Genomic DNA, 23,263 nt, shown 5'->3' on the forward strand with positions numbered 1-23,263 from the left:
CTTATGGTAAAGAACAACGTGTTAAAACCTAGACCAAAGAATTGAAGCGAAAGTTATTCGCATTCTAAGCAGTCAGAAGTAAACGCACTCCATTTCTTACTTAGAGCAGGGGATTTTCCTTGCGCTTAAGAAGATGATATAATTTAGTTAAGTTAACTAAATTAAATTAATAACTCATGATAGTTATATAAGGAGTGTAGAAGTGATGGGCTATCTTTATCTTTCTTTAGCGATTATTAGTGAAGTATTTGGAAGCACGATGTTAAAGCTTTCATCAATGCCTAACGTATCGAAATTCTTGTCTGTTGGGGGTGTTGGTGTTGGGTATTTACTTGCCTTTTTCTTTCTCCAGCGAACGCTCATTTATCTGCCTTTAGGCTTATCCTATGCGATGTGGGCGGGAGTTGGTACGGCGCTAACCGTGCTCGTTGGGATTCTGTTGTTTAAGGAGCCGCTCAATCTGTATGTCATCCTAGGCGTAATCATGATTATAGGTGGGACGGTCGTGTTGAACGTTGGAGGTGGTGCACATGAGTGATGGTCGAGATGGGGAGATGAGTCTTTATCGATTGTTTGAAGCTTTTTGGATGGAGCTTGTTGATGAGGAAGACCGATTTAAATCCTATGGGCTTTCTTCTAAATTAGAAGCCGTTCTGACGAGCATCATTCGTCATCCGGCTATGACACTTTCTGAATTGGCTAACTATTCCTCTGTCACAAAGAGTGCCATCAGTCAGCATGTGAAGCGGCTTGAAGAACTCGGATTCTTATCGAGGATGCCTGACCCTAATGATAGACGCGTTCAACGAATTGTGTTGAGTGAAGAAGGCGAACGGTACAAAGAAGACCTGAATCGTTACGAGCAGTACGTTCATCGTCTCTTTGAAGACAATTTAAACCAAGAGGAGCTTAAAGGGATGCAACAATACTTTGAGAAGCTTCTTCACTCCATTCACGTGAAGCGAAGGACGACTTGATTCGTCCTTCGCTTCTTTTCTAGTAGCGAAAGAGAAGTTATTTCCTAGGAAATTGTCGAGAGTCTGTTTAATAGGAGCATTTTTTTAGTGGGCTGTACATAGACTTTATTAATCACGAGAACCACTAGGGGAGGTTTCTGTAAAGTGGACATCTTGAAAAAGATTCAAAGCTACCGTGAAGAAGAGGAAAATTTGAAATGGGAAGGCACCTTTGCCGATTACTTAGAATTACTGAAAGAACGTCCATATTTAGCTCAATCTGCACATTCGCGTCTCTATAACATGGTCAAGGATGCAGGAATAGAAGAAGTGAATGGACATTATAAGTACAAGTTTTTTGAGGATGAAATTTACGGGTTGGATGAAGCCATGGAAAACTTGGTGGAAGAATATTTTCACCCAGCTGCCAAGCGGCTCGATGTTCGTAAACGAATCTTGCTTCTCATGGGACCTGTTAGTGGAGGTAAATCTACACTAGTGTCCTTGCTAAAGAGAGGATTAGAACGCTACTCTCATACGGATCGTGGTGCCGTATTTGCAATTAAAGGTTGTCCGATGCATGAGGACCCGCTTCACTTAATTCCGCATCACCTTCGAGAAGACTTCTCGCAAGAGTATGGCATTCGCATAGAGGGGAATCTGTCGCCACTCAATATGATGAGGCTAGAGCAGGAGTACCACGGTCGAATTGAAGATGTGTTAGTTGAACGAATCTTCTTCTCGGAAGACAAACGAACGGGAATTGGTACGTTTAGCCCGTCTGATCCTAAATCACAAGATATTGCAGATTTAACTGGCTCCATCGACTTCTCCACAATCGCAGAATACGGTTCAGAATCTGATCCACGTGCGTACCGATTTGATGGAGAATTGAACAAAGCGAACCGAGGATTAATGGAGTTCCAAGAGATGCTGAAGTGTGATGAGAAGTTTCTATGGCATTTGTTGTCTTTGACACAGGAGGGGAACTTTAAAGCTGGACGTTTCGCGCTTATTTCTGCCGATGAACTCATTATCGCGCATACGAACGAAGCGGAGTACCGTTCCTTTATTTCAAACCAGAAGAACGAAGCCTTACATTCTCGAATGATAGTCATGCCAGTGCCTTACAACTTGAAAGCAACTCAAGAGGAACGAATTTATGAGAAGATGATTCGTCAAAGTGACATTAAGGATGTTCACATTGCCCCTCATACATTAAAGGTGGCAGCGATGTTCACGATTTTGACTCGTCTCCGTGAAACAACGAAGAACAATGTCGATTTGCTGAAGAAAATGCGTCTGTACGATGGGGAATCAGTAGAAGGATTCAGTGATGTGGATATTGAGGAATTGAGGAAGGAGCATCATGACGAAGGGATGAGTGGAATTGACCCACGATATGTGATTAACCGTATTTCGTCCACTATTATCAAGAAACAAATGACTTCAATTAATGCTCTTGATGTATTGAGGTCACTGAAGGACGGATTGGATAGTCACGCTTCTATTTCTAAAGATGATAAGGAACGGTATTTGAACTTTATTAGTATCGCTCGTAAGGAATATGATGAACTTGCGAAGAAGGAAGTCCAGAAAGCCTTTGTTTATTCATATGAAGAATCTGCGAAGACGCTCATGGATAACTATCTGGATAATGTAGAAGCGTACTGTAACAAGACGAAGCTTCGCGATCCTCTTACAGGAGAGGAAATCAATCCAGATGAGAAGCTTATGCGCTCTATTGAAGAGCAAATTGGAATCTCTGAGAATGCGAAGAAGGCGTTCCGTGAGGAGATCCTTATCCGAATCTCTGCTTATGCCAGGAAAGGGAAAAAGTTTGATTATTCCTCTCATGAGCGCTTAAGAGAAGCGATTCAGAAGAAGCTGTTCACAGACTTAAAAGATGTTGTGAAGATTACGACATCCACGAAGACACCGGATGAACAGCAACTGAAGAAGATCAACGAAGTCATTGCCACTCTAATTGACGAATATGGATACAATTCAAGTTCTGCGAACGAACTGCTTCGTTACGTAGGAAGCTTGCTAAATCGTTAACAATAGAGCAACCACACCTGTGTAAGCGAGGTGTGGTTGCTTTTGTTACATGGGTTCAAATGAAATTCAATTTTGTAAGCCGTTACGGTCGATGAACCTAAGTGCTGTGCTATAATGGACGAAAGTTTAGAATAGTCAACAGAGGTGTGGACATTGGGACATAAAGAGCATTTTGCAATTATAGACATTGGTTCAAATACTGTACGGCTAGTGATTTATGCGAAAGACCAAGGTGGGCATTTCAAAGAGGCAGACAACGTGAAAGCCGTTGCTAGGCTTCGTAATTATCTTAATGAGGACCATGTACTTGAAGAAGAAGGTATAAAGATTCTACTCAAAACGTTAAAGAGCTTTAAAGAAGTGACGGATACGTACAACTTGCAACAATTGCTTTGTGTTGCGACAGCGACCGTTCGTCAGGCGGAGAATCAAGAAGAAATCTTACACCGAGTAGAGGGTGAGATTGGTTTCTCATTACGTGTGCTTTCTGAACAGGAGGAGGCATACTATGGATATTTAGCGGTTGTGAATTCAACGTCTGTTGAAGAAGGGGTAACCGTTGATATTGGTGGGGGAAGTACGGAAGTCACCTACTATGAGAACCGTCAAATCAAGCATTCTCATAGTTTTCCATTCGGCGCCCTCTCGTTGAAGAGCATGTTCGTCAAGAATGATATGCCAACTGAACAAGAGATGGACAAGCTAAAGAGATATTTGACAGACCAGTTCTTGTCTCTACCGTGGATTAAGAATAAGAAGGTTCCGCTGATTGGTATTGGAGGAAGTGCCCGAAATTTAGTTCAAGTGGACCAAGCCTTGAAGAGCTATCCACTGTCCGGAGTTCACCAGTATAAGATGCAAGATAATGATATTGGGTTTATTAAGAACTATTTGCTTACGCTGAACTTTAAGAAGCTTCAAAAGGTAGAAGGACTCTCCAAGGACCGCGCGGATATTATACTCCCAGCCATTCAAGTATTTCAGACTCTATACGACGTGTCACAAGCATCATCTTTCGTATTGAGCCGAAAGGGGCTTCGGGATGGTGTGTTCTATGAAGAGTTGTTACGTGGGGTAGAAATTGACCGTTTTCCGAATGTCGTAGAAGAAAGCTTTAATGAAATGGCCAATGATTTCGACATTGATCTAAAGCATGTTCAACATGTGACAGACTTATCAATGGAAATGTTTGAACAGTTTAGAAGAAATGGAATCGGGCATATTACCAATGATGATAAATGGCTACTGAAACGAGCTGCCTTTGTGTTTAATTTAGGCGATTACATTGACTCTGAATCTAGCTCTCAGCACACGTTCTATATGCTTGCTAATCGGACAATTGATGGTCTGTTGCATCAAGACCGTCTAAAGCTTGCGCTTGTAGCTTCTTTCAAGAGTAAATCCATCTTCAAACAATATCTAGAGCCTTATAAGCATTGGTTTGTGAAGCAAGAACAAAAGAAGCTGCGTATGATTGGTTCTTTAATTAAGTTCGCATACAGCTTAGATTCGACGAGAAGGCAAATCGTAAGAGATTTAACCATTTCATTTGAGAAAGACGAAATTGTAATGGATGTTACGTGCGACCAAGAATCCATGCCAGAAGAATATCAGGTGGAAAAGCAGAAGAAGCACCTTGAAAAGTCGCTAAAACAAAAAGTAACTACAAATTTCTATTATGTAAAAGGGTAGTACAAACTACCCTTTTTGATAGGATCGGAGATAATTTAACACAATTTTTAAATTCAATTAATACATAAATGATAGTGGCTTGTTAGGGTAAACATGTATAAATATGTCGAAATTGGATGAAAGGGTGAAGCAATATGGATCTTACGAACGATCTAGGTAACCCGCTTTACTACAATAACCGAGAACTGAGCTGGCTAGCATTTAATGAACGAGTTCTACAAGAAGCATTAGATAAAAATAACCCGCTTGCAGAACGCTTTAAATTCCTAGCTATCTTCAGCTCAAATTTAGATGAATTTTTCATGGTGCGTGTGGCTGGCTTAAAGGACCAAGTCAAAGCAGACTTTAACAAACCAGAAAACAAAGCAGGCTTAACACCGAAGCAACAGCTTTCTAAGATCTCTGAAAAGAATCATAAGCTTGTGGATATGCAGTATTCTACCTATCAACATGTATTAAAGCCAATGCTTGAGGAGGAAGATTTCTCAATCATCTCTATGAGCGACTTGAATGAGTTGCAGCGGGATGCCATAGAGCAATACTTTGATGAGCAAATCTTCCCTGTGTTAACCCCGATGGCGGTGGATGCATATCGCCCGTTTCCGATGCTTCTAAATAAGAGTATCAATCTAGCGGTCGTGCTTAGCGATGAGCAAGATGCCGAACAAGAAAAGAAAACGGCTATTGTTCAAGTACCCGCTGTGTTGGACCGATTTGTTGAGATTGACCTAGAGGATGACTATACGAAGCAATACGTAATGCTTGAAGATGTGATTAGCACCTTTATATACAAAATGTTTAAAGGCTACGAGGTTCAATCCGTTACGCAATTTAGAATCACTAGAAACGCGGACATGACCATTCATGAAGAAGGCGCTCGTGACTTACTTAAAGAAATTGAGAAGGAGTTACGAAAGCGTAAGTGGGGGGCAGCAGTTCGCCTTGAGATTCAACGTGACAGATACGACGAAGCCGTCTTAGAATTCCTCTTGCGTGTACTTGAGATTCATCGTAAAGACGTATATGAAGTGGACGGACCACTTGATTTGACGTTCCTCTTTAAATTCTATAAAGAGATTGCGGTGGCAAGAGAACATCTTGTCTATGAGACGCTTATTCCACAACCACCTAAAGATATCGGATCAACAGAAGAAATTCTTGATATTGTGAAAGAGAAAGACGTTTTCCTACATCATCCGTTCGAATCCTTCCAACCAGTATTAGACTTTGTGAGTGATGCAGCTGATGACCCTGAAGTACTTGCGATTAAGCAAACACTTTATCGAGTGAGTGGTGGTTCTCCAATTATCGAAGGGTTGAAGCGCGCTGCTGAGAACGGAAAGCAAGTAACGGTTCTCGTCGAGTTGAAAGCGCGATTTGATGAAGAGAACAACGTGCAATGGGCCAAAGAGCTTGAGAAAGCAGGCTGTCATGTGATTTATGGAATGAATTACTTAAAGACCCATAGTAAAATTACTCTTGTTGTTAAACGCCGCAAGAATCGTATAGAACGATATGTTCATTTAGGGACAGGCAACTACAACGACCAAACCGCTAAGTTATACACAGACATGGGCATCATAACATCGAACCGTAAATTCGGGATTGATGCTACAAACTTCTTTAACTACTTAAGTGGGTACACAGAGAAGCCAGCCTATCATCATATCTCAATGGCACCATTTGATATTCGAAATGATATCATTGACTATGTCGCTCAAGAAATTGAAAGCCATCGTCAACACGGGAACGGACGTATTATTGCTAAGATGAACTCCTTAACGGACAAGGCTCTTATTATGAAGCTTTATGAAGCCTCCCGTGCAGGTGTGAAGATTGACCTGATTGTCCGTGGCATCTGCTGCCTCCGTCCAGGAATTAAAGGGGTTAGTGAAACTATTCGCGTCCGCAGTATTGTAGGTCGTTTCCTAGAGCACAGTCGAATCTATTACTTCCATAAGAACGGGGAAGGGAAGACATTCCTATCCTCTGCTGACTTAATGACGCGAAATATGGAAAAACGAGTGGAAATTATGTTCCCAATCTATGACGGCGGTATTAAGAATCGCCTACAGCAAATCTTAGATTTAATGTTAGAAGACAACATGAAAGCACGTGAGCAGGATGAACACGGCAACTATCACTACGTGCATCGAACAGAAGGCACACCAGAAATCGATAGCCAACTTCAACTGTTCGACTCTGCTTATCAAGTGAGAGAAGACGAAGAATAACAAACAAGAGAGGTGCATGTTTTTAAAACATGCACCTCTCTTGTTTGTTATTTCGGAAGAACGGGTGTTGAGTTGGTTGAGGATGGGTATGCGGTTAATAGGAAAAGTATAGTGTAGTTCGTTTGTTTTGCGAAAATTGGAGGTAGGAGGGCCTCCATCGTGGCTAAGCGGGCCTCTTCTGCTTTTGTCGTCTAGCTGCAGGGGGCAGGGACTCCGGACATAAGTCAATCTGTTCCGTGAAGGAAGGGCATTTCACTCCGTAGCTTCGCTTATGCCTACCGTCCCTAAACCGCCCCCTTTCGCTTTTGTCGTCTAGCTGCAGAGGCCAGCCACTCCGGTCAGAAGCAATTCTACTCCGTGAAAGAAGGGCATTTCACTGCGTAGCTTTGCTTCTGCCTACCGTGGCTAAGCAGGCCTCTTCCGCTTTTGACGTCTAGCTGCAGGGGGCAGGGACTCCGGACATAAGTCAATCTGTTCCGTGAAGGAAGGGCGCTTCACTGCACATTTTGTCTTATGCCTACCGTCCCTAAACCGCCCCCTTTCGCTTTTGTGTAAAATATTTAGATTTTTGTGTAAAAATCTAGGGTAAAGTAGTTGAAGAGGGCGTATGAAAAAAATTATAATAGGAACTGGGTTTGCAAACGGTTACGTCAAGATAGCAAACTTCTACTGGGGGTAGGTTACGTGTCAAAACAAGGATCTAATCAAAGTTATTGGAGTCAGTTTCATGGTCCGAATATGGGCTATGTCGAGGAACAGTACGATTTATACTTAGAAGATCCTGAACGGGTCGATTCTTCTTTAAAAGATTTATTTGAAACATATGGTGCTCCGGTATCGGGTGATGAAGGTGGAGAAGGGGTTTCGGCTTCTCATCAAGGACCGGATGTAAATGTGAAGAATGTGACTTCGGCTATGAAATTAGTTGAGGCAATTCGTCGCTATGGTCATTTGGAAGCGGATATTTACCCAATACCACCGGAGCAGAAACGATATTCAGCGCTGCTAGATCAGAGCTATTATGACTTAACAGATGAAGACCTTGAAGCCATTCCTGCGAATTGGATTTGGTCAGAGGCCCCTCAGTCTGTACAAAACGGTAAGCAGGTTGTCGAGTCATTACGAGCGAGCTACGCGGGCACTGTTTCCTTTGAGGTCGACCATGTCAATAACAATGAAGAGCGAAAGTGGCTTCAAGAGAGTATTGAATCAGGCGACTATAAGGTGAACTTTAATCAAGATGATCAAAAACAGTTACTAGAACGACTTTCAGAAGTCGAGAGCTTTGAACAATTCTTAGGACGTACATTTGTTGCGCAGAAACGTTTCTCAATTGAAGGATTAGATGTGATGGTACCGATGTTGGACCGTCTTGTTCAATCTTCATCTGAGAACAACATTGAAAACATTATGATGGGAATGGCACACAGGGGTCGTTTAAATGTGTTGGCTCATGTGCTTGGGAAACCTTATGAGCGGATCTTCTCTGAATTCCATCACGCTCCAAACAAAGAGCTTGTGCCTTCAGAAGGTTCAAGAGGTATTAATTATGGTTGGACAGGCGATGTTAAATATCACTTTGGTGCTCATCGCGATGTCGAGGGTGAAAAGGCCAAGACTCGTGTGACGTTGTCTCATAACCCATCTCACCTAGAGTATGTGAATCCAGTAGTAGAAGGATTCGCTCGTGCTGCTCAAGATGACCGCAGTGAGCGTGGAAATGCAAAGCAAGACTTTGGCAAGGCATTCTCTATTTTAATTCATGGGGATGCTGCATTTCCTGGTGAAGGTGTTGTGACAGAAACGCTCAACATGAGCGATTTGCCAGGCTATCGTTCTGGTGGTTCCATTCATATTATTGCGAACAACCTTCTTGGTTTCACAACTGCTCAAGAAGACGGACGTTCGACAAGATATGCGAGTGACCCAGCAAAAGGATTTGAGATACCCATTATCCACGTGAATGCAGATGACCCTGAAGCCTGTCTGTCTGCTGCCGTTTTCGCTTTTCGTTACCGACAGAAGTTCCATAAAGACTTCCTTATCGACCTAGTCGGGTACCGTCGCTATGGTCACAATGAAATGGACGAACCTCGTGCTACTCAACCTTACCTTTATGGCAAAATCGACGAACATCCGACGGTAGCAAAACGCTATGCCGATCGTCTACATAAAGAAGGGGTCGTTGAGCAACACGCTTTCGATGAATTGAAAGAAGATAAAGAGAAGAATTTACGAGGCATCTATGAGAGTATGAAAGAAAATGAGACGGGCGAACAAAATGTTAAGGATCTACCAGAAGCGGTAGCAAGTGATCTTAGTGATATCCAAACAGCGATCTCATTTGAAGACTTAAATGGATTAAATGAAGGGTTGTTAAAGCGACCTGACGGATTCAACGTATTTAAGAAGCTTGAGCGAATTCTACAACGCCGTGAGAAAGCGCTTGAAGATGGCAACAAAGTAGACTGGGCACTTGGAGAGGCGCTCGCGTTTGCCTCTATTCTGAAAGATGGTTATCCAATTCGATTAACAGGTCAAGATAGCCAACGAGGTACGTTCGCGCACCGCCACTTGGTTCTTCACGATACGGAAACAAATGAAACGTATTGCCCTATGCATGGGCTTGAAGATGCGAAAGCTTCCTTCTCCATTCACAATAGTCCATTATCTGAAGCTGGTGTACTTGGATTTGAGTATGGATATAGCGTCCAGTCGCCTGGCACACTCGTACTGTGGGAAGCTCAATACGGAGATTTCGCCAATGCGGGTCAGGTTATTATCGATCAATTCATCTCTGCTGGTCGTGCGAAATGGGGAGAGAAGAGTAGCATTGCGCTTCTCTTGCCTCATGGATACGAAGGACAAGGGCCTGAGCACTCTAGTGCTCGTCTTGAGCGATATCTAACACTTAGTGCGGAGCATAACTGGACAGTGGCCAATGTGACATCAGCTGCTCAATACTTCCATTTGCTTCGTCGTCAGGCGATTATTGGAGACCGAGATGAAGCACGTCCACTCGTTCTTATGACGCCAAAGAGTCTTATTCGAAATAACCGAGTTGCATCTTTCAATCATGAATTTACGGAACAATCCTTCCAGCCTTTGAAATTGCAAGATGGTTTAGGTGAGAACCAAGAAGCCGTTACACGTCTTGTGCTAGGTAGCGGAAAAGTGATGATTGATTTAGAAGAGGCAATTGAAAACGCAGAAGATGAGAACTTTGACCACCTCCATATCGGCCGAGTCGAGCAAATCTATCCATTCCCATCAGGGCAAGTGGAAGAGCTATTGAACTCTTATCCAAATGTTGAGGAAATTGTTTGGGTTCAAGAAGAGCCGAAGAATATGGGAAGCTGGGACTTTGTTAAAGAAACATTGTATAAAGTGACTGGTGACAACCAAACGTTGTCTTATATTGGACGTCCGAAACGTTCATCGCCATCAGTTGGAGAGCCAAACATCCACAAAACGGAGCAAAATCGAATCATCCATGAAGCACTGAAGCTATCTAAAGGGGGAGATTCTAATGAGAGAAATTAAAGTACCAGAACTTGCTGAATCTATTACGGAAGGTACCATCTCAGAATGGCTTGTAAAAGAAGGGGACCATGTTGAGAAGGGCGATCCTGTTCTTGAACTGGAAACTGATAAAGTAAACGTCGAAGTGAATTCCGATTATACTGGTGTAATCTCTGAGTTTCTGAAGCAAGAAGGCGATGATGTTGAAGTTGGTGACTCCATCGCTACTGTTGATGAGAACGGGGAAGCTTCTGGTTCTGAGGAACAAGCTGAACAGAAGGAAGAAGCGCCATCAGAGGACGAGTCTAAAGAAGAGACAAAACAGCAAGCGTCAGAAGAATCAACCTCTCAAGATAGCGAAGAGAAATCTTCAGAACCGAAAAAGGATCCGAATAAAGAAGTTGTGGCCACTCCAGCTGCTCGTAAGCGGGCTCGCGAACTAGGCATCGACTTAAATGAAGTTCAACCGAAAGACCCACTTGGTCGAATTCGCCCTGAGGATGTTGAGTACAAGGCGAGCCAAGAAAAGCAGAGTCAGCAAAAGCAGCAATCGTCTTCTTCAGCTAAGAAAAACGAGAAGACTGATTCTACTTCAGAGAAAACAGAGTTTGAGAAACCAGTTGAACGGGTAAAAATGTCTCGTAGACGACAAACAATCTCAAAACGTCTAGTGGAAGCACAGCAAAATGCTGCCATGCTCACTACGTTTAACGAAATCGACATGACGGCTGTTATGGAACTTCGAAAAGAACGTAAAGATGCATTTGAGAAGAAACATGGCGTTAAACTTGGCTTTATGTCCTTCTTTACCAAAGCAGTTGTTGCAGCGCTTAAAGACTTCCCGCTATTGAACGCAGAGATTCAAGGCGATGAAGTTGTGAAGAAGAACTTCTATGATATCGGTATGGCGGTGTCTACAGATGAAGGTCTTGTTGTACCGGTCGTTCGTGACGCGGACAAGATTGGGTTTGCTGGTATTGAAAGTGAAGTAGGCCGTCTTTCTGCTAAAGCACGCGACAAGAAGTTAGGTCTAGATGACCTTCAAGGTGGTTCATTCACGATTACGAATGGTGGAATATTTGGTTCGTTGCTATCCACACCTATCCTAAATGCTCCGCAAGTTGGAATTTTAGGCATGCACACGATTCAAAAACGTCCAATTGCAATGCCGGACGACACGATTAAGATCCGTCCTATGATGTATGTGGCATTATCCTATGACCACCGTATTGTAGATGGGAAAGAAGCGGTTCAATTCCTCGTCCGAGTGAAGCAACTACTTGAAGACCCATATGACTTACTGCTTGAAGGATAAGATACAAATAAGAACCCCTAAGGGAAATCTTCCCTTAGGGGTTCTTTGATTCTAAATGAAACCTCGACCCCTGTTCCAACGTATAGACGTGTACAATGGAGAAAGAACGAATCTAATGAGAAGGGGAAGGTGTCCATGTACGAATTACTTATAGAAGGAATGAATGATACCGGTCTTTACGGAATCTACTTCACCTTCATCCTTTCCTATACAGTCTTCCACGTGGTTGGACCAATGATTGAACACCGCCCTCTTCAAATGTCCAAAGGCGTGCCGAATCATTCAGATACACAACGAACGCTTTATTATAAATCAAGAATGTGTAAACCAGAGACGATGCTTGTTATGCGGCTTATCAAGATGATTAAACGGAAAGACGGAAATGCAGACCCGGATTGTCAGCCTCTTTTATTCACATAAGCGCATTTGAATAGAAGAGGAGGATTTCATTTAGTATGAAACGATTGTCATTAATCTTCATCCTACTAACGACTATGCTTGCAGCTTGTGCTCCGCAAACTGGGGGAGACGGCTTCTTTCAAAGCACGTTTGTTCAGCCGTTTACATCGTTAATCGAACTGTTAGCTGGTGTGACGGGAGATAACTATGGACTAGCCATTGTGCTTATAACGGTCATTATTCGTCTTGTCGTCATGCCTTTTATGCTGAGTTCCTATAAGAAGCAACAAGACATGAAATCGAAAATGGAAGTGATGAAGCCAGAGATGGAGGACATTCAAGGTCGCCTGAAGGGTGCGAGTTCTGAAGAAGAGCGAAAAGAAGCACAGCAGGAGCTGGTACAACTCTATCAAAAGCATGGTGTAAACCCGCTGAATATGGGTTGTCTACCTATGTTGCTGCAAATGCCGATTCTAATGGGCTTTTACTTTGCGATAAGAGGTTCTGAAGAAGTAGCAAGTCATACTTTCCTTTGGTTTAATCTAGGTGAGACAGATTTGTTACTTGCGGTTATAGCCGGTATCTTGTATTTCATCAATTACAGAATCTCGATGATGGGGTTGCCTGAGCAGCAACAGAAGCAGATGAAGGTGATGGGGCTATTGTCGCCTGTTATGATTTTAGTCATTTCACTTAGCACCCCTGCTGCATTGCCACTCTATTGGGCAGTTGGTGGTCTGTTCCTAATCGTACAGACGTATGTGAGTAAACGTATGTACCAAAGAAGCCCATCCACTGGCGTTTCCAAAACTGAACAACCAGTCTAATTAAATCCCCTTGCTCTATCGTAGAGCAGGGGGATTGTTCGATTTGGAACATGTTTCACTGTCTATTACATATACATATAAGGATGTATGTGTAGAACGTTGATGAAATATGGATGTAGACAACGTAAAAATCGAACCTAAATATTCAGAATTTTTAATCAAAATGACAATCCCTGCATATGATAGAGTAAACTTCATTGAAGGAGGGGTAAGGATGAGTAACTCAAAAAGCTTTGTGATCTCTGAAGAAAACTGGTCCCTCCACCGAAAAGGGTACGACGCTCAAAGGCGCCATCAAGAAAAGGTGCAAGAAGCACTAAAAAACAAACTACCGGACCTTATTTCTGAAGAGAACATTGTAATGTCGAATGGTAAGAATGTGGTGAGGATCCCGATTCGCTCGTTGGACGAATACAAGATTCGTTACAGTCATGACAAGAACAAACATGTCGGCCAAGGAGATGGAGACAGTCAAGTAGGTGACGTAGTCGCAAGAGGCCCAGCCGAACAGAAAGCTCCCGGAAAAGGGGATAAGCCAGGCGATAAACCGGGTCAGGATTATTACGAAGCGGAGATCTCATTAGCAGAATTAGAAGAGGCTTTATTCAAGGAGTTGGAGCTGCCGAACTTGCAAGAAAAGGAAAAAGACAACATTGTGATTACTGATTTCGAGTTCAATGATATTCGTAAGACAGGTCTGCAAGGAAACATTGACAAGAAGCGGACGATGCTAGAAGCATTTAAGCGTAATGCGATGACTGGTACGCCTTCATTCAATCCGATTTATCCAGAAGATGTACGCTACAAGACGTGGAACGACGTTGTGAAGCCGGAATCAAAAGCCGTTGTACTTGCGATGATGGATACCTCGGGTTCAATGGGGCTCTGGGAGAAATACATGACGCGCAGTTTCTTCTTCTGGATGACTCGTTTCCTTCGAACGAAATACGAAACCGTTGATATTGAGTTTATTGCCCATCATACTGAAGCGAAAGTCGTGTCAGAGGAAGATTTCTTCTCCAAAGGGGAGAGTGGGGGAACAATCTGTTCATCTGCCTATCGAAAGGCGCTTGAGTTAGTCGAAACGAAGTACAACCCGGAGCGATACAATGTGTATCCATTCCATTTCTCTGATGGAGATAATTTAACGTCGGATAATAAGCGCTGCTTAAAGCTTGTTCAGGAATTAATGGAGGTATCCAGCATGTTTGGATACGGAGAGGTTAACCAGTACAATCGCCACTCCACCTTAATGTCGGCCTATAAAAACATTGATGACCCAAGATTCCGGTATTATGTGCTCCGTAGAAAATCTGATGTGTTCCACGCCATGAAGTCATTCTTTAGTACAGAGGAAGAAGAGGCTGTCATTTAACAACGAGGCAGAGAGTTGAAGAAACTCTCTGTTTTTTGTTGTTTATAAGAATTATTCACGATAACCTAGAATGGACTTTATACATCGTGAGGGTATGGGATGAAATTACAAAGAAGAACAGTTGTCACAATTGTAGCGTGTGCGTTTATTCTCACACTTTTAACCCCGCTTCTTGATGGGACGGAAGTGAAGAGTGCTGAGGGATATCAATTGTATCAACAAAGAGCTAGCCAAGGTGAGGTTCGTCTTGGTTATCCGTTTGGTTATATTGAAATGGGACCAACCCGATTAACCCCACCGTATCCATATAGGATCGGGTTTGAATATGAGGCTGCTCGAAGTGTAGATATCTTTGTGCTGCTAATTAACGTTGCCGTGTATTCGCTGTTATTTAGCATTGCAACGAGTATCGGACAAAGGTTGGTCCAAAGGTTCTCAACGCAAGAAAGATAAATTGTACTGAAACAGGCAGCGACGCAATCGTCGCTGCCTGTTCTATTACCAAATAAGGTCTACATATTCTGGGTGGTCAATAAATGGATTGCGGTTCCCTTGGTAGTCGGAGTGGATGATTTCATTACGGCGAATCTCAGTTTGGCTTACTGGGTCTTGCTCATGCCATTGGAGGAGCGTAGACAATTTGCCGAGCTGTGGTCCACTTGTACCTGTGTAGCTTGCTACTTCCAAATCAGGCTCCCCATTGCCGCCTTCATAACGGACAGCCATGTAGAATACCATACGGGCAACGTCTCCTTTTACTTCATCGCGTGGTTCAAATGAATCAGAGTCATAGGAGTTGCTTGGGGCCTCATCAAGTGGGCCACCCCCATTATCGAAATCTAGGTTGCCACGGGATGAGTTGATGGAAACATCTGTTGGGCGTAAGTGGTGAATGTCCGTACCTGCACCCCGGGATGTACCGAAGTCTCCGTGTGATTTCGCCCAAACGTGTTCACGGTTCCACTCATCTACGTAGCCTCCGTTCTCATATTTTGAGATGGAGTTTCCAGAATAGAGGAGCAGGACGTTATTTGCATTTGTAGGGTCTTCATCTGTGTTACGAAGTGCTCCCCATACATCGCTATAAGAAAGTTCTGTGTGATCATCAATTAAGTTGTGAAGTTCTTGTTTCAAGGCAGATCCAGATAATCCGTCTACTGAGCTGTAGTAGCCGCTCCCTGTGGAAGTTCCATCAGAGGAATCGCCTTCATCGGAAGAATCTCCGCCATTTGAGTTAGACACTTTTTGGATAGAGGATACATATTCCACTCCGTCTCGGCTGAAATAATCATCACGGGTACCGGTGACGACAATCTTCTCGCCGAAGAGGGATGGGTTGTTCATAAGGCCAAATTGGCTTCTGTACTCAGAGTCGAGTTTGACAAGGATCATTTCATTACTATTCGTTTCATTCGAATCGTCTGCTAAAGCGAGGGCATAGTTACTTGAGAAATTACTTTGCTCTACATCGTTCACAGAGGTTGGGACACCAACGATGTACCCTTCTACGGTTACTTTCGTGCCGTTCCACTGGTTCATGGCTTCATTGACTGTCATCGTTGAAGCTGCATGACTTGTTTGTCCGACCATAAGGAAGAATAAAGAACTTAGGACGAACAGGACGATTTTCCTTGTCGCTTTCATGTAAAGAACACTCCTCTTAAAAGTTGTCGGGAACAGGTTAATGATTGTCCCCAATCCTTATCATCGGACAATTTAAAATTTTTTCATGAGATGTTTGTCTGATACTTGAAAATAGTTCGAAATACATATAGAATCAAGTTATGTAATGAAAGTTAACACGGCATGAAAGCATTTGTTCAAAATACAACTTTAGACCCTAGAAAAGTGAGAAAAACTTGTGGAGAATGGAAGTATTCCTCGTTGTTTACAAGGATGCATAATAGGGAACGACATATGAAACTTATATTATCGAAGCCATTCGCTTCTAATCAATGCTAAGGGGAGATTCTTAAGATGAGTTACACGAAGAAGGGTATCAAGCAACTTGTACAAGAAGAGAAAGTCGAATATATCCGCTTAGAGTTTACGGATATGCTAGGAGATACGAAAAACGTTGAGTTACCAATCGAAGAATTAGATGCAGTACTAGAAAATGAAGCTATGTTCGATAGTTCTTCAATCTCTGGATTCTCAGACATCAACGAAAGTGACATGTACCTCTATCCAGACCTCGATACGTGCAAGGTGCTTCCTTCTGCAATGGAAGAAGATCGTATTGTTCGCTTTATCTGTGACATCTACACACCTGATGGCACACCTTTCGAAGGTGACCCACGCTATATCCTGAAGCGCGCTATGCAAGAGGCGAAAGAGATGGGATACGACGTAAACGTTGGACCAGAGCCTGAATTCTTCTTATTCAAGCGCTGCGAAGATGGTTATCCAATTCGCCACTTAAACGACCGTGGTGGATATTTCGATGCTTCTCCTAAAGATAAAGGTGATAAAGTACGTCGCGATATCGTTCGCACATTGAAGGAATTCGGTTTTGAAATGGAAGCTTCTCACCACGAGGTAGCGAAAGGTCAACACGAAATTAACTTCCGTTTTGACGACATGTTAAAGACAGCAGATAACATTCAAGTGTTTAAGAATGTTGTTAAAGATGTAGCAACGAATCATGATTACCATGCGACGTTCATGCCTAAGCCAATTGCGGGTGAGAACGGTTCCGGAATGCACTGCCACCTTTCCCTATTCAAAGATGGTGATAGCGCGTTCCATGATGACGATGCTCATGATGGCATCTCTGAAACAATGAAACACTTTATTGCTGGAATCCTTCACCACGCGAAGGCGATTACGGCAATTACGAATCCGAATGTGAACTCTTACAAGCGTCTCGTGCCAGGTTATGAAGCTCCTGTAAGCATCGCTTGGTCTCACTCCAACCGTAGCTGTATGATCCGTGTTCCAAATACACGCGGAAAAGGAACTCGCTTTGAGGTACGTAACCCAGACCCAACAGCGAACCCATACTTGGCAATTGCTGTTCTAATCCACGCTGGTCTTGATGGAATCAAGAACCAAATGGATGCAGGCGAAGCGGAAACGCGTAACCTATATGAAGTAGAGGATGACAACGTTCCAACGTTGCCTACGAACCTGAAAGAAGCGTTGAAAGCTCTTCAACAGGATGATGTGCTCATGAACGCACTAGGTGACCACACTTCTAAAGTATTTATTGAAGAGAAGGGTGAAGAGTGGACAGAATTCTCCTTACAAGTAAGCGAATGGGAAGTTGAAAGATATATGAGCAAATAAGCTCGGTCTATGAGAACGTTACCTTACATGAATGTAGGGTGACGTTTTCTTTAATTTGAGGTTTTTTTATAAAAAGTGAAACCTATAGGTAGGTAGTCCCGTAGAAAGAATAAGAGAGTAAAAGAGTCCCTACATAAGGGTGATTATTTGACAAAATTGTCTAAAAAATGTACGGTCAAACCGTAGGCATCACGCTTGCGTGATGGTGTTAACTAAAAGGAGTGAAACGATTGGCTATTACATTAGAAAAAGGTCAACGAGTGGATTTAACAAAGGGGAACCCAGGGCTATCGAAAGTGATGGTAGGTCTAGGATGGGACCCTGTGCAAACACAGAAAAATGGGAAAGGTGGCTTACTCGGCTCCCTGTTCGGTGGAGGTAGTAAAGGCCCTGAAATTGACTGTGATGCATCCGTCATTATGCTCCAAGATGATAAATTCGTAGATAAAAGTGACTTAGTCTACTTTGGTAAATTGAAAAGTGATAATGGAAGTGTTCAACATACAGGAGACAACTTGACGGGCGAGGGAGATGGAGATGACGAACAAGTCTTTGTCGATTTGAAAGACGTCCCTCAGAAGTACAATAAACTCGTGTTTGTTGTAAATATTTATGATTGTAAACGTCGTAAGCAAGATTTCGGCATGATTGAGAACGCATTTATCCGTCTTCAGGATACGCAAAAGCGTGATGAAATGCTTCGTTATAATCTATCCGATGACTACTCTGGCCGCACAACATTGATTGCTGGTGAATTGTATCGTCAAGGGAACGAATGGAAGTTCGCAGCTGTAGGTGAAGGCACAACAGATGCCTCTCTAAGCGAAATTGTTCAACGTTACGTTTAATAGTAACTAACCTAACCTTAAGAGCTAGTGTTGGTCTATAAACAATTTGATGCTTCTCGTTACTGGGTGGGGAAAGCGAATCTATCCCCTCCCAAATGGTTCAAAATTTGCCCCTCTAAAGGGACGGTATATTAATAAAGGAGAGATTACCCATGGCAGTAAGCTTACAAAAAGGACAAAAAGTAGATTTAACAAAAGGTAACCCAGGACTTTCGAACATTACAGTAGGACTTGGTTGGGATGTAAATAAATTTGATTCTGGTTCAGATTTCGACTTGGATGCGTCAATCTTCCTTCTAGGTTCAGACGACAAAGTACGTTCAGATAAAGACTTTATCTTCTATAACAACACAGTTGGCGGCGACGGTGCTGTTGAACACACGGGAGATAACCTAACTGGACAAGGTGATGGCGACGATGAACAGGTTAAGATTGATCTTAATTCCGTTCCTCAAGACGTACAAAAGATTTCTTTCACCATTACCATCCACGACGGGGAAGCACGCAACCAAAACTTCGGTCAAGTAAGCAACGCTTTCGTTCGTGTTGTAAACCCAAATAACGATGAAGAATTGATTCGTTATGACCTTGGAGAAGATTTCTCTATTGAAACGGCTGTTGTTGTAGGTGAGCTTTATCGTCACAACGGTGAGTGGAAGTTTAGCGCAGTAGGAAGCGGCTACCAAGGTGGACTAGCTTCTCTTGCAACAGACTTTGGACTAACGGTTGCATAGTATCAACGTATAAATACAGATGGTGTTGCACGTTGCTCCTTAATCAACGTGCTTTTTTTCATAGTTACAGAGAAAGGTAGGAGAATGAGATGGCGATTACGTTATCGAAAGGACAACGAATTGATTTAACGAAAACAAACCCTGGTTTAACGAAGGCGGTTATTGGGCTTGGCTGGGACATTAATCATTACGATGGAGGCAGTAGTTTCGACCTTGATGCGTCTGCATTTCTAGCTGATGAGAGTGGCAACGTTCAGAATGACCAGGAATTTGTCTTCTATAACAATCTTCAAGACCCGTCTGGCGCAGTGGAGCATACTGGTGACAACCGTACAGGTGAAGGAGAAGGCGACGATGAGCAATTAACGGTCAACTTCTCTCAAGTTCCTAGCCATGTAGAGAAGGTTGCAATTACGGTTACCATCCATGATGCTGAAGGGCGTAACCAGAATTTCGGACAAGTAAGCAATGCCTTTGTACGTGTCCTAAATCCAGAGACGAACGAAGAGCTCATTCGCTACGATCTTGGAGAAGATTTCTCTATTGAAACAGCAGTTGTCGTTTGTGAGCTTTATCGTCATAATGGAGAATGGAAGTTTAGCGCAGTAGGAAGCGGCTTTAGTGGAGGTCTAGCTGCCTTATGCCGGAACTTCGGTTTAGAAGTTTAATATAGGAGGCTATTATGGAAATCTTACAAAACATCATAGATACCTACGCCCGCTTCTTTGACTGGGCTATGTGGGGAGAGGTTCTCTCTGATCCAAGAAGCTGGGCGCTTATAGGTACGCTTGTTATCCTTGAGGGCTTGCTTTCAGCCGATAACGCACTCGTGTTAGCTGTTATGGTTAAGCACTTGCCTAAGGAACAGCAAAAGAAGGCGCTCTTCTACGGTCTACTGGGTGCGTATCTCTTCCGGTTCTTAGCCATTGGTGTCGGGACTTATCTTATCAAATTCTGGTGGGTCAAAGTATTCGGTGCCGGATACTTAGCTTGGCTCGCAGTTAAATTCTTCATAGATTACTTCGGTAAGAAGGATGAAGATGAAGAAGAAGCAGTAGGGATTAGCAATAAGAACCTGGCTGTACGTCTCTTTGGTACATTCTGGGGAACGATTGTCATGGTCGAACTTGTAGATATTGCATTCTCTGTCGACAGTATTCTAGCGGCGCTAGGGATTAGTGAACAAATCTGGGTACTGATCCTAGGTGGTATGCTCGGCGTTCTAATGATGCGTGGAGTGGCAGGGGTCTTCTTGAAGCTTCTTGAGAAAGTTCCTGAATTAGAAGTTACCGCCCATGTCATCATCGCGTTTATCGCAGCGAAAATGGGACTGTCCATTGCACATGTTCATATTTCCCATACCGCATTCTTTATCTTTATTATTGGAGCATTCGTAGTGACATTTATTGTGCACTACATGCGGCGAGGCGGAAGGTCGAACGCAGAAACGGCCGCTTCGAAGGATTAAAAATAGGGGGCTCGTCCTCCTTTTTTAATCACATTACATTAGGAGGCCCACTATGAGACATTTTGCTTCGCTATCTGAACTTCAACTCGAAGCACTCTTCTATCAACCACCCACAACACTTACAAAATACTCCCCTAAGCAGGAAATTGCGTATGCATTAGGTGCAACGCTCTACATCCCTGCAACTAAAGACCGTCTCTATGAACGGTTAAATTCTTCCCCTATTCAGGATGCGTCCTCTGTCGTGTTAGATTTAGAAGACGCGATTGGGGATGACGAGGTGAAAGATGCAGAAGACCAACTTCTCCATGAAGTGTGGTCGATTTATCGTTCTACTCACTCAATGGAGCATCTTCCATTTCTCTTTATCCGTGTACGGTCTCATAAGCAGCTTAAACGCATTGCACAGTCGCTCGGAGTCGCGTTGACGACGATTACTGGTTTTGTATTTCCGAAGTTTACGACTTCAAATGGAGAGATGTACCTAGAGGGATTGCAGGAGATTCAGGCTACCTATAACACGCCTTTATATGCCATGCCGATCATCGAAACACCGGAGTTGATTTACAAAGAAAGTCGGATTGAACAAATGACGGCACTTAAGGAGTTACTGGATCGATACCAATCATCTATTTTAAACATTCGTATTGGAGCTACTGATTTGTGTGGGCTATATGGCATTCGTAGAACCACAAACTCTACCATTTATGATATTGGACTCATGAAAGATTTCATCTCAGATTTAACAAACTTCTTTGGTAGAAAAGGGGATGCATACACGATTTCAGGACCGGTCTGGGAATTCTTCCAAAGCAATCGTGTATTGAAGCCTCAAATACGTCAGACTCCATTCCGTCAATCATATGGAGAGACTGGCCTCCATTTGCGCAAGGACATCATCAATGAATATTTAGATGGTCTTATTCAAGAGGTTCTGTTGGACAAGTTGAACGGGCTAACAGGGAAGACCATTATTCACCCAACACATATCGTTCCTGTCAATGCCCTTCAGGTGGTATCAAAGGAAGAATACCTCGATGCGTGTAACATATTGGAGAACAGAGGACGAAACGGCGTCACGAAAAGTCCTTCAGCAAATAAGATGAATGAAATGAAACCTCACCAATACTGGGCTGAGGAGATTATTAAAAAATCAAAAGCTTATGGGGTGTTTCAAGATGGACATACATACGTCAGTCTACTCAAAGAACCAGCTTCCGTATAATGTGCTAGACGACTTGCAAGTAGGGGTATCAGTTGAGCACAACCCTTACGACCTATCAATGGATCAGCTCTTTCAAATGGCAGCCCGCCAAAATAAGAAGCGTGCCTATCTTTTTGTGAGTCCTGTACTCGGAAAGCATATACCAGTATCTCCCTATCGTTCGTTGTTAACAGGGGCGTTGCTTGCTGCTAGATTAACAGAAGTGGTTTATGATGAACCATTTCCACACCGAGATGAACTGATTAGAGCCTTTCAACAAGAGCATGAGGAACAAGTCATCTATAAACAAGTACAGGAAAGTCGTTTTTCTCTACCTGAACGGTCATTATTCATAGGGTTCGCTGAGACTGCCACAGCTCTAGGTCAGTCGGTTTTTGAACATTTCACGAATGCTCGATATGTGCATACGACAAGAGAGGACCTGGTGGGTATTGCCCCTACATTAAATTTCCAAGAGGAGCATTCTCATGCGACCGACCAGCGTTGTTATGGGGAAGAAGAATTTACACATGATGGGCCAGTTGTCCTTGTAGATGATGAAATTACGACGGGCAAGACGGCGTTAAATATCATTCGAACCATGCAGGAAACATATCCACGGAGCACATATGTCGTCTTATCCATTCTAGATTGGCGTTCTGAAGAGCATCAACAGCGGTTCCGTAGCGTGGAGGAAGAGCAAGGTATCACCATACATGAAGTTTCGTTGCTTAAGGGGACGATGGAATCACAGGGAGAAGTGCTACTGTCGAATGAACCCGCATCAGAGAGCATTGATGGAGAAACTTCAGTTCAAGAGATTACAGCACAGCCGTTCAAAGCCTTTCATTCAGATCGGTATGTGCTATCAACCAATGGGGTGGGTGAAGTAAGCGAGCGCCCTTATCTCTCCAATACAGGACGATTTGGACTATCAGAATCGGACCAGCTTGCTCTAGAAGAGGCCGCTGCATCATTTGGACTTTATTTAAGAAATGTACGTAAAGGTAGCAAGACGTTGTGTCTTGGAACTGGTGAATTTATGTATATTCCGATGAAGCTTGCTTCGTATATGGGGGAAGGGGTTCAGTATCAATCGACAACGAGAAGCCCCATTCACTTAGCTGATAAGAAGGGATATGCGGTTCAAGCGAAATTGACCTATAAAAGCCCAGAAGATAGAAGTGTCCAACACTTTCTATACAACATGCACCCCAATCAATATGACGAGGTATTCGTTTTCTTAGAGCGGTCAAGAAGCGAGGAAGAGATGAAGTCTTTCCTCGAAGCCTTAACCTCTACAGGTGTTGAAACGATTCACTTGGTAACCTTTAGCTAGA

The 23,263-nt window shown here is 43.1% G+C and carries 19 protein-coding genes; 18 read left to right on the forward strand and 1 reads right to left on the reverse strand.

Features of this window, described 5'->3' with window-relative positions:
* Positions 1-205 precede the first annotated feature (205 nt).
* From H513_RS0112985 to H513_RS0113035, 11 genes are all read left to right on the forward strand, one after another.
* A complete protein-coding gene (locus tag H513_RS0112985; protein ID WP_169449938.1) occupies positions 206-538 on the forward strand; it encodes a DMT family transporter in 333 nt (110 codons plus the stop codon).
* Positions 531-977 (forward strand): MarR family winged helix-turn-helix transcriptional regulator, encoded by a 447-nt coding sequence (locus H513_RS0112990; RefSeq protein WP_026801127.1) that lies wholly within the window; start codon positions 531-533, stop codon positions 975-977. The genes H513_RS0112985 and H513_RS0112990 overlap by 8 nt, the downstream gene beginning before the upstream one ends.
* 144 nt (positions 978-1,121) lie before the next feature.
* The gene (locus tag H513_RS0112995; protein ID WP_026801128.1) at positions 1,122-3,017 is read left to right on the forward strand and encodes a PrkA family serine protein kinase; all 1,896 of its coding nucleotides are present in this window, start codon (positions 1,122-1,124) and stop codon (positions 3,015-3,017) included.
* A gap of 144 nt (positions 3,018-3,161) precedes the next feature.
* Complete coding sequence (gene ppx, locus H513_RS0113000) at positions 3,162-4,709, forward strand: exopolyphosphatase (RefSeq protein WP_026801129.1); 1,548 nt, start codon at positions 3,162-3,164, stop codon at positions 4,707-4,709.
* Between the two features lie 134 nt (positions 4,710-4,843).
* Positions 4,844-6,943, forward strand: coding sequence for an RNA degradosome polyphosphate kinase (locus H513_RS0113005; protein ID WP_026801130.1), 2,100 nt, complete (start codon positions 4,844-4,846; stop codon positions 6,941-6,943).
* A gap of 684 nt (positions 6,944-7,627) precedes the next feature.
* Complete coding sequence (locus H513_RS0113010) at positions 7,628-10,486, forward strand: 2-oxoglutarate dehydrogenase E1 component (RefSeq protein WP_026801131.1); 2,859 nt, start codon at positions 7,628-7,630, stop codon at positions 10,484-10,486.
* The gene (odhB, locus tag H513_RS0113015; protein WP_026801132.1) at positions 10,473-11,780 is read left to right on the forward strand and encodes a 2-oxoglutarate dehydrogenase complex dihydrolipoyllysine-residue succinyltransferase; all 1,308 of its coding nucleotides are present in this window, start codon (positions 10,473-10,475) and stop codon (positions 11,778-11,780) included. The genes H513_RS0113010 and odhB overlap by 14 nt, the downstream gene beginning before the upstream one ends.
* Before the next feature lie 135 nt (positions 11,781-11,915).
* Complete coding sequence (locus tag H513_RS0113020) at positions 11,916-12,200, forward strand: hypothetical protein (RefSeq protein ID WP_026801133.1); 285 nt, start codon at positions 11,916-11,918, stop codon at positions 12,198-12,200.
* A gap of 35 nt (positions 12,201-12,235) precedes the next feature.
* Entirely contained in the window at positions 12,236-13,006 is a 771-nt protein-coding gene (yidC, locus tag H513_RS20230; RefSeq protein ID WP_036770312.1) for a membrane protein insertase YidC, read from the forward strand.
* A 214-nt stretch (positions 13,007-13,220) separates the two neighbouring features.
* Positions 13,221-14,381: a sporulation protein YhbH gene (gene yhbH / locus H513_RS0113030; RefSeq protein WP_026801134.1), complete on the forward strand. Its 1,161-nt coding sequence runs from the start codon at positions 13,221-13,223 to the stop codon at positions 14,379-14,381.
* Between the two features lie 99 nt (positions 14,382-14,480).
* A complete protein-coding gene (locus H513_RS0113035; protein ID WP_026801135.1) occupies positions 14,481-14,834 on the forward strand; it encodes a hypothetical protein in 354 nt (117 codons plus the stop codon).
* Positions 14,835-14,879: 45 nt separating this feature from the next.
* On the opposite strand, the gene H513_RS0113040 is transcribed toward H513_RS0113035, so the two are convergent.
* On the reverse strand, positions 14,880-16,025 hold the full coding sequence (locus H513_RS0113040; protein WP_026801136.1) for an endonuclease: 1,146 nt from the start codon (positions 16,023-16,025) through the stop codon (positions 14,880-14,882).
* A gap of 333 nt (positions 16,026-16,358) precedes the next feature.
* Between H513_RS0113040 and glnA the strand changes: the two genes are divergently transcribed.
* From glnA to H513_RS0113075, 7 genes are all read left to right on the forward strand, one after another.
* Complete coding sequence (gene glnA / locus H513_RS0113045) at positions 16,359-17,669, forward strand: type I glutamate--ammonia ligase (protein ID WP_026801137.1); 1,311 nt, start codon at positions 16,359-16,361, stop codon at positions 17,667-17,669.
* Positions 17,670-17,899: 230 nt separating this feature from the next.
* Positions 17,900-18,517, forward strand: coding sequence for a TerD family protein (locus H513_RS0113050; RefSeq protein WP_026801138.1), 618 nt, complete (start codon positions 17,900-17,902; stop codon positions 18,515-18,517).
* A gap of 152 nt (positions 18,518-18,669) precedes the next feature.
* The gene (locus H513_RS0113055) at positions 18,670-19,251 is read left to right on the forward strand and encodes a TerD family protein (RefSeq protein WP_026801139.1); all 582 of its coding nucleotides are present in this window, start codon (positions 18,670-18,672) and stop codon (positions 19,249-19,251) included.
* A gap of 89 nt (positions 19,252-19,340) precedes the next feature.
* Positions 19,341-19,919, forward strand: a complete 579-nt coding sequence (locus H513_RS0113060) for a TerD family protein (RefSeq protein WP_026801140.1) — start codon at positions 19,341-19,343, stop codon at positions 19,917-19,919.
* A gap of 14 nt (positions 19,920-19,933) precedes the next feature.
* The gene (locus tag H513_RS0113065) at positions 19,934-20,719 is read left to right on the forward strand and encodes a TerC family protein (protein ID WP_026801141.1); all 786 of its coding nucleotides are present in this window, start codon (positions 19,934-19,936) and stop codon (positions 20,717-20,719) included.
* A gap of 52 nt (positions 20,720-20,771) precedes the next feature.
* Entirely contained in the window at positions 20,772-21,944 is a 1,173-nt protein-coding gene (locus tag H513_RS0113070) for an HpcH/HpaI aldolase/citrate lyase family protein (protein ID WP_026801142.1), read from the forward strand.
* Positions 21,898-23,262 carry a phosphoribosyltransferase family protein gene (locus H513_RS0113075; protein WP_036770315.1) on the forward strand — a complete coding sequence of 455 codons (1,365 nt, stop codon included), beginning with the start codon at positions 21,898-21,900 and terminating at the stop codon, positions 23,260-23,262. Before H513_RS0113070 ends, H513_RS0113075 begins: the two co-directional genes overlap by 47 nt.
* Position 23,263: the final 1 nt, after the last annotated feature.

The organism is Pontibacillus halophilus JSM 076056 = DSM 19796 (genome assembly GCF_000425205.1).
In the GTDB taxonomy this organism is placed as follows: Bacteria; Bacillota; Bacilli; order Bacillales; family BH030062; genus Pontibacillus_A; species Pontibacillus_A halophilus.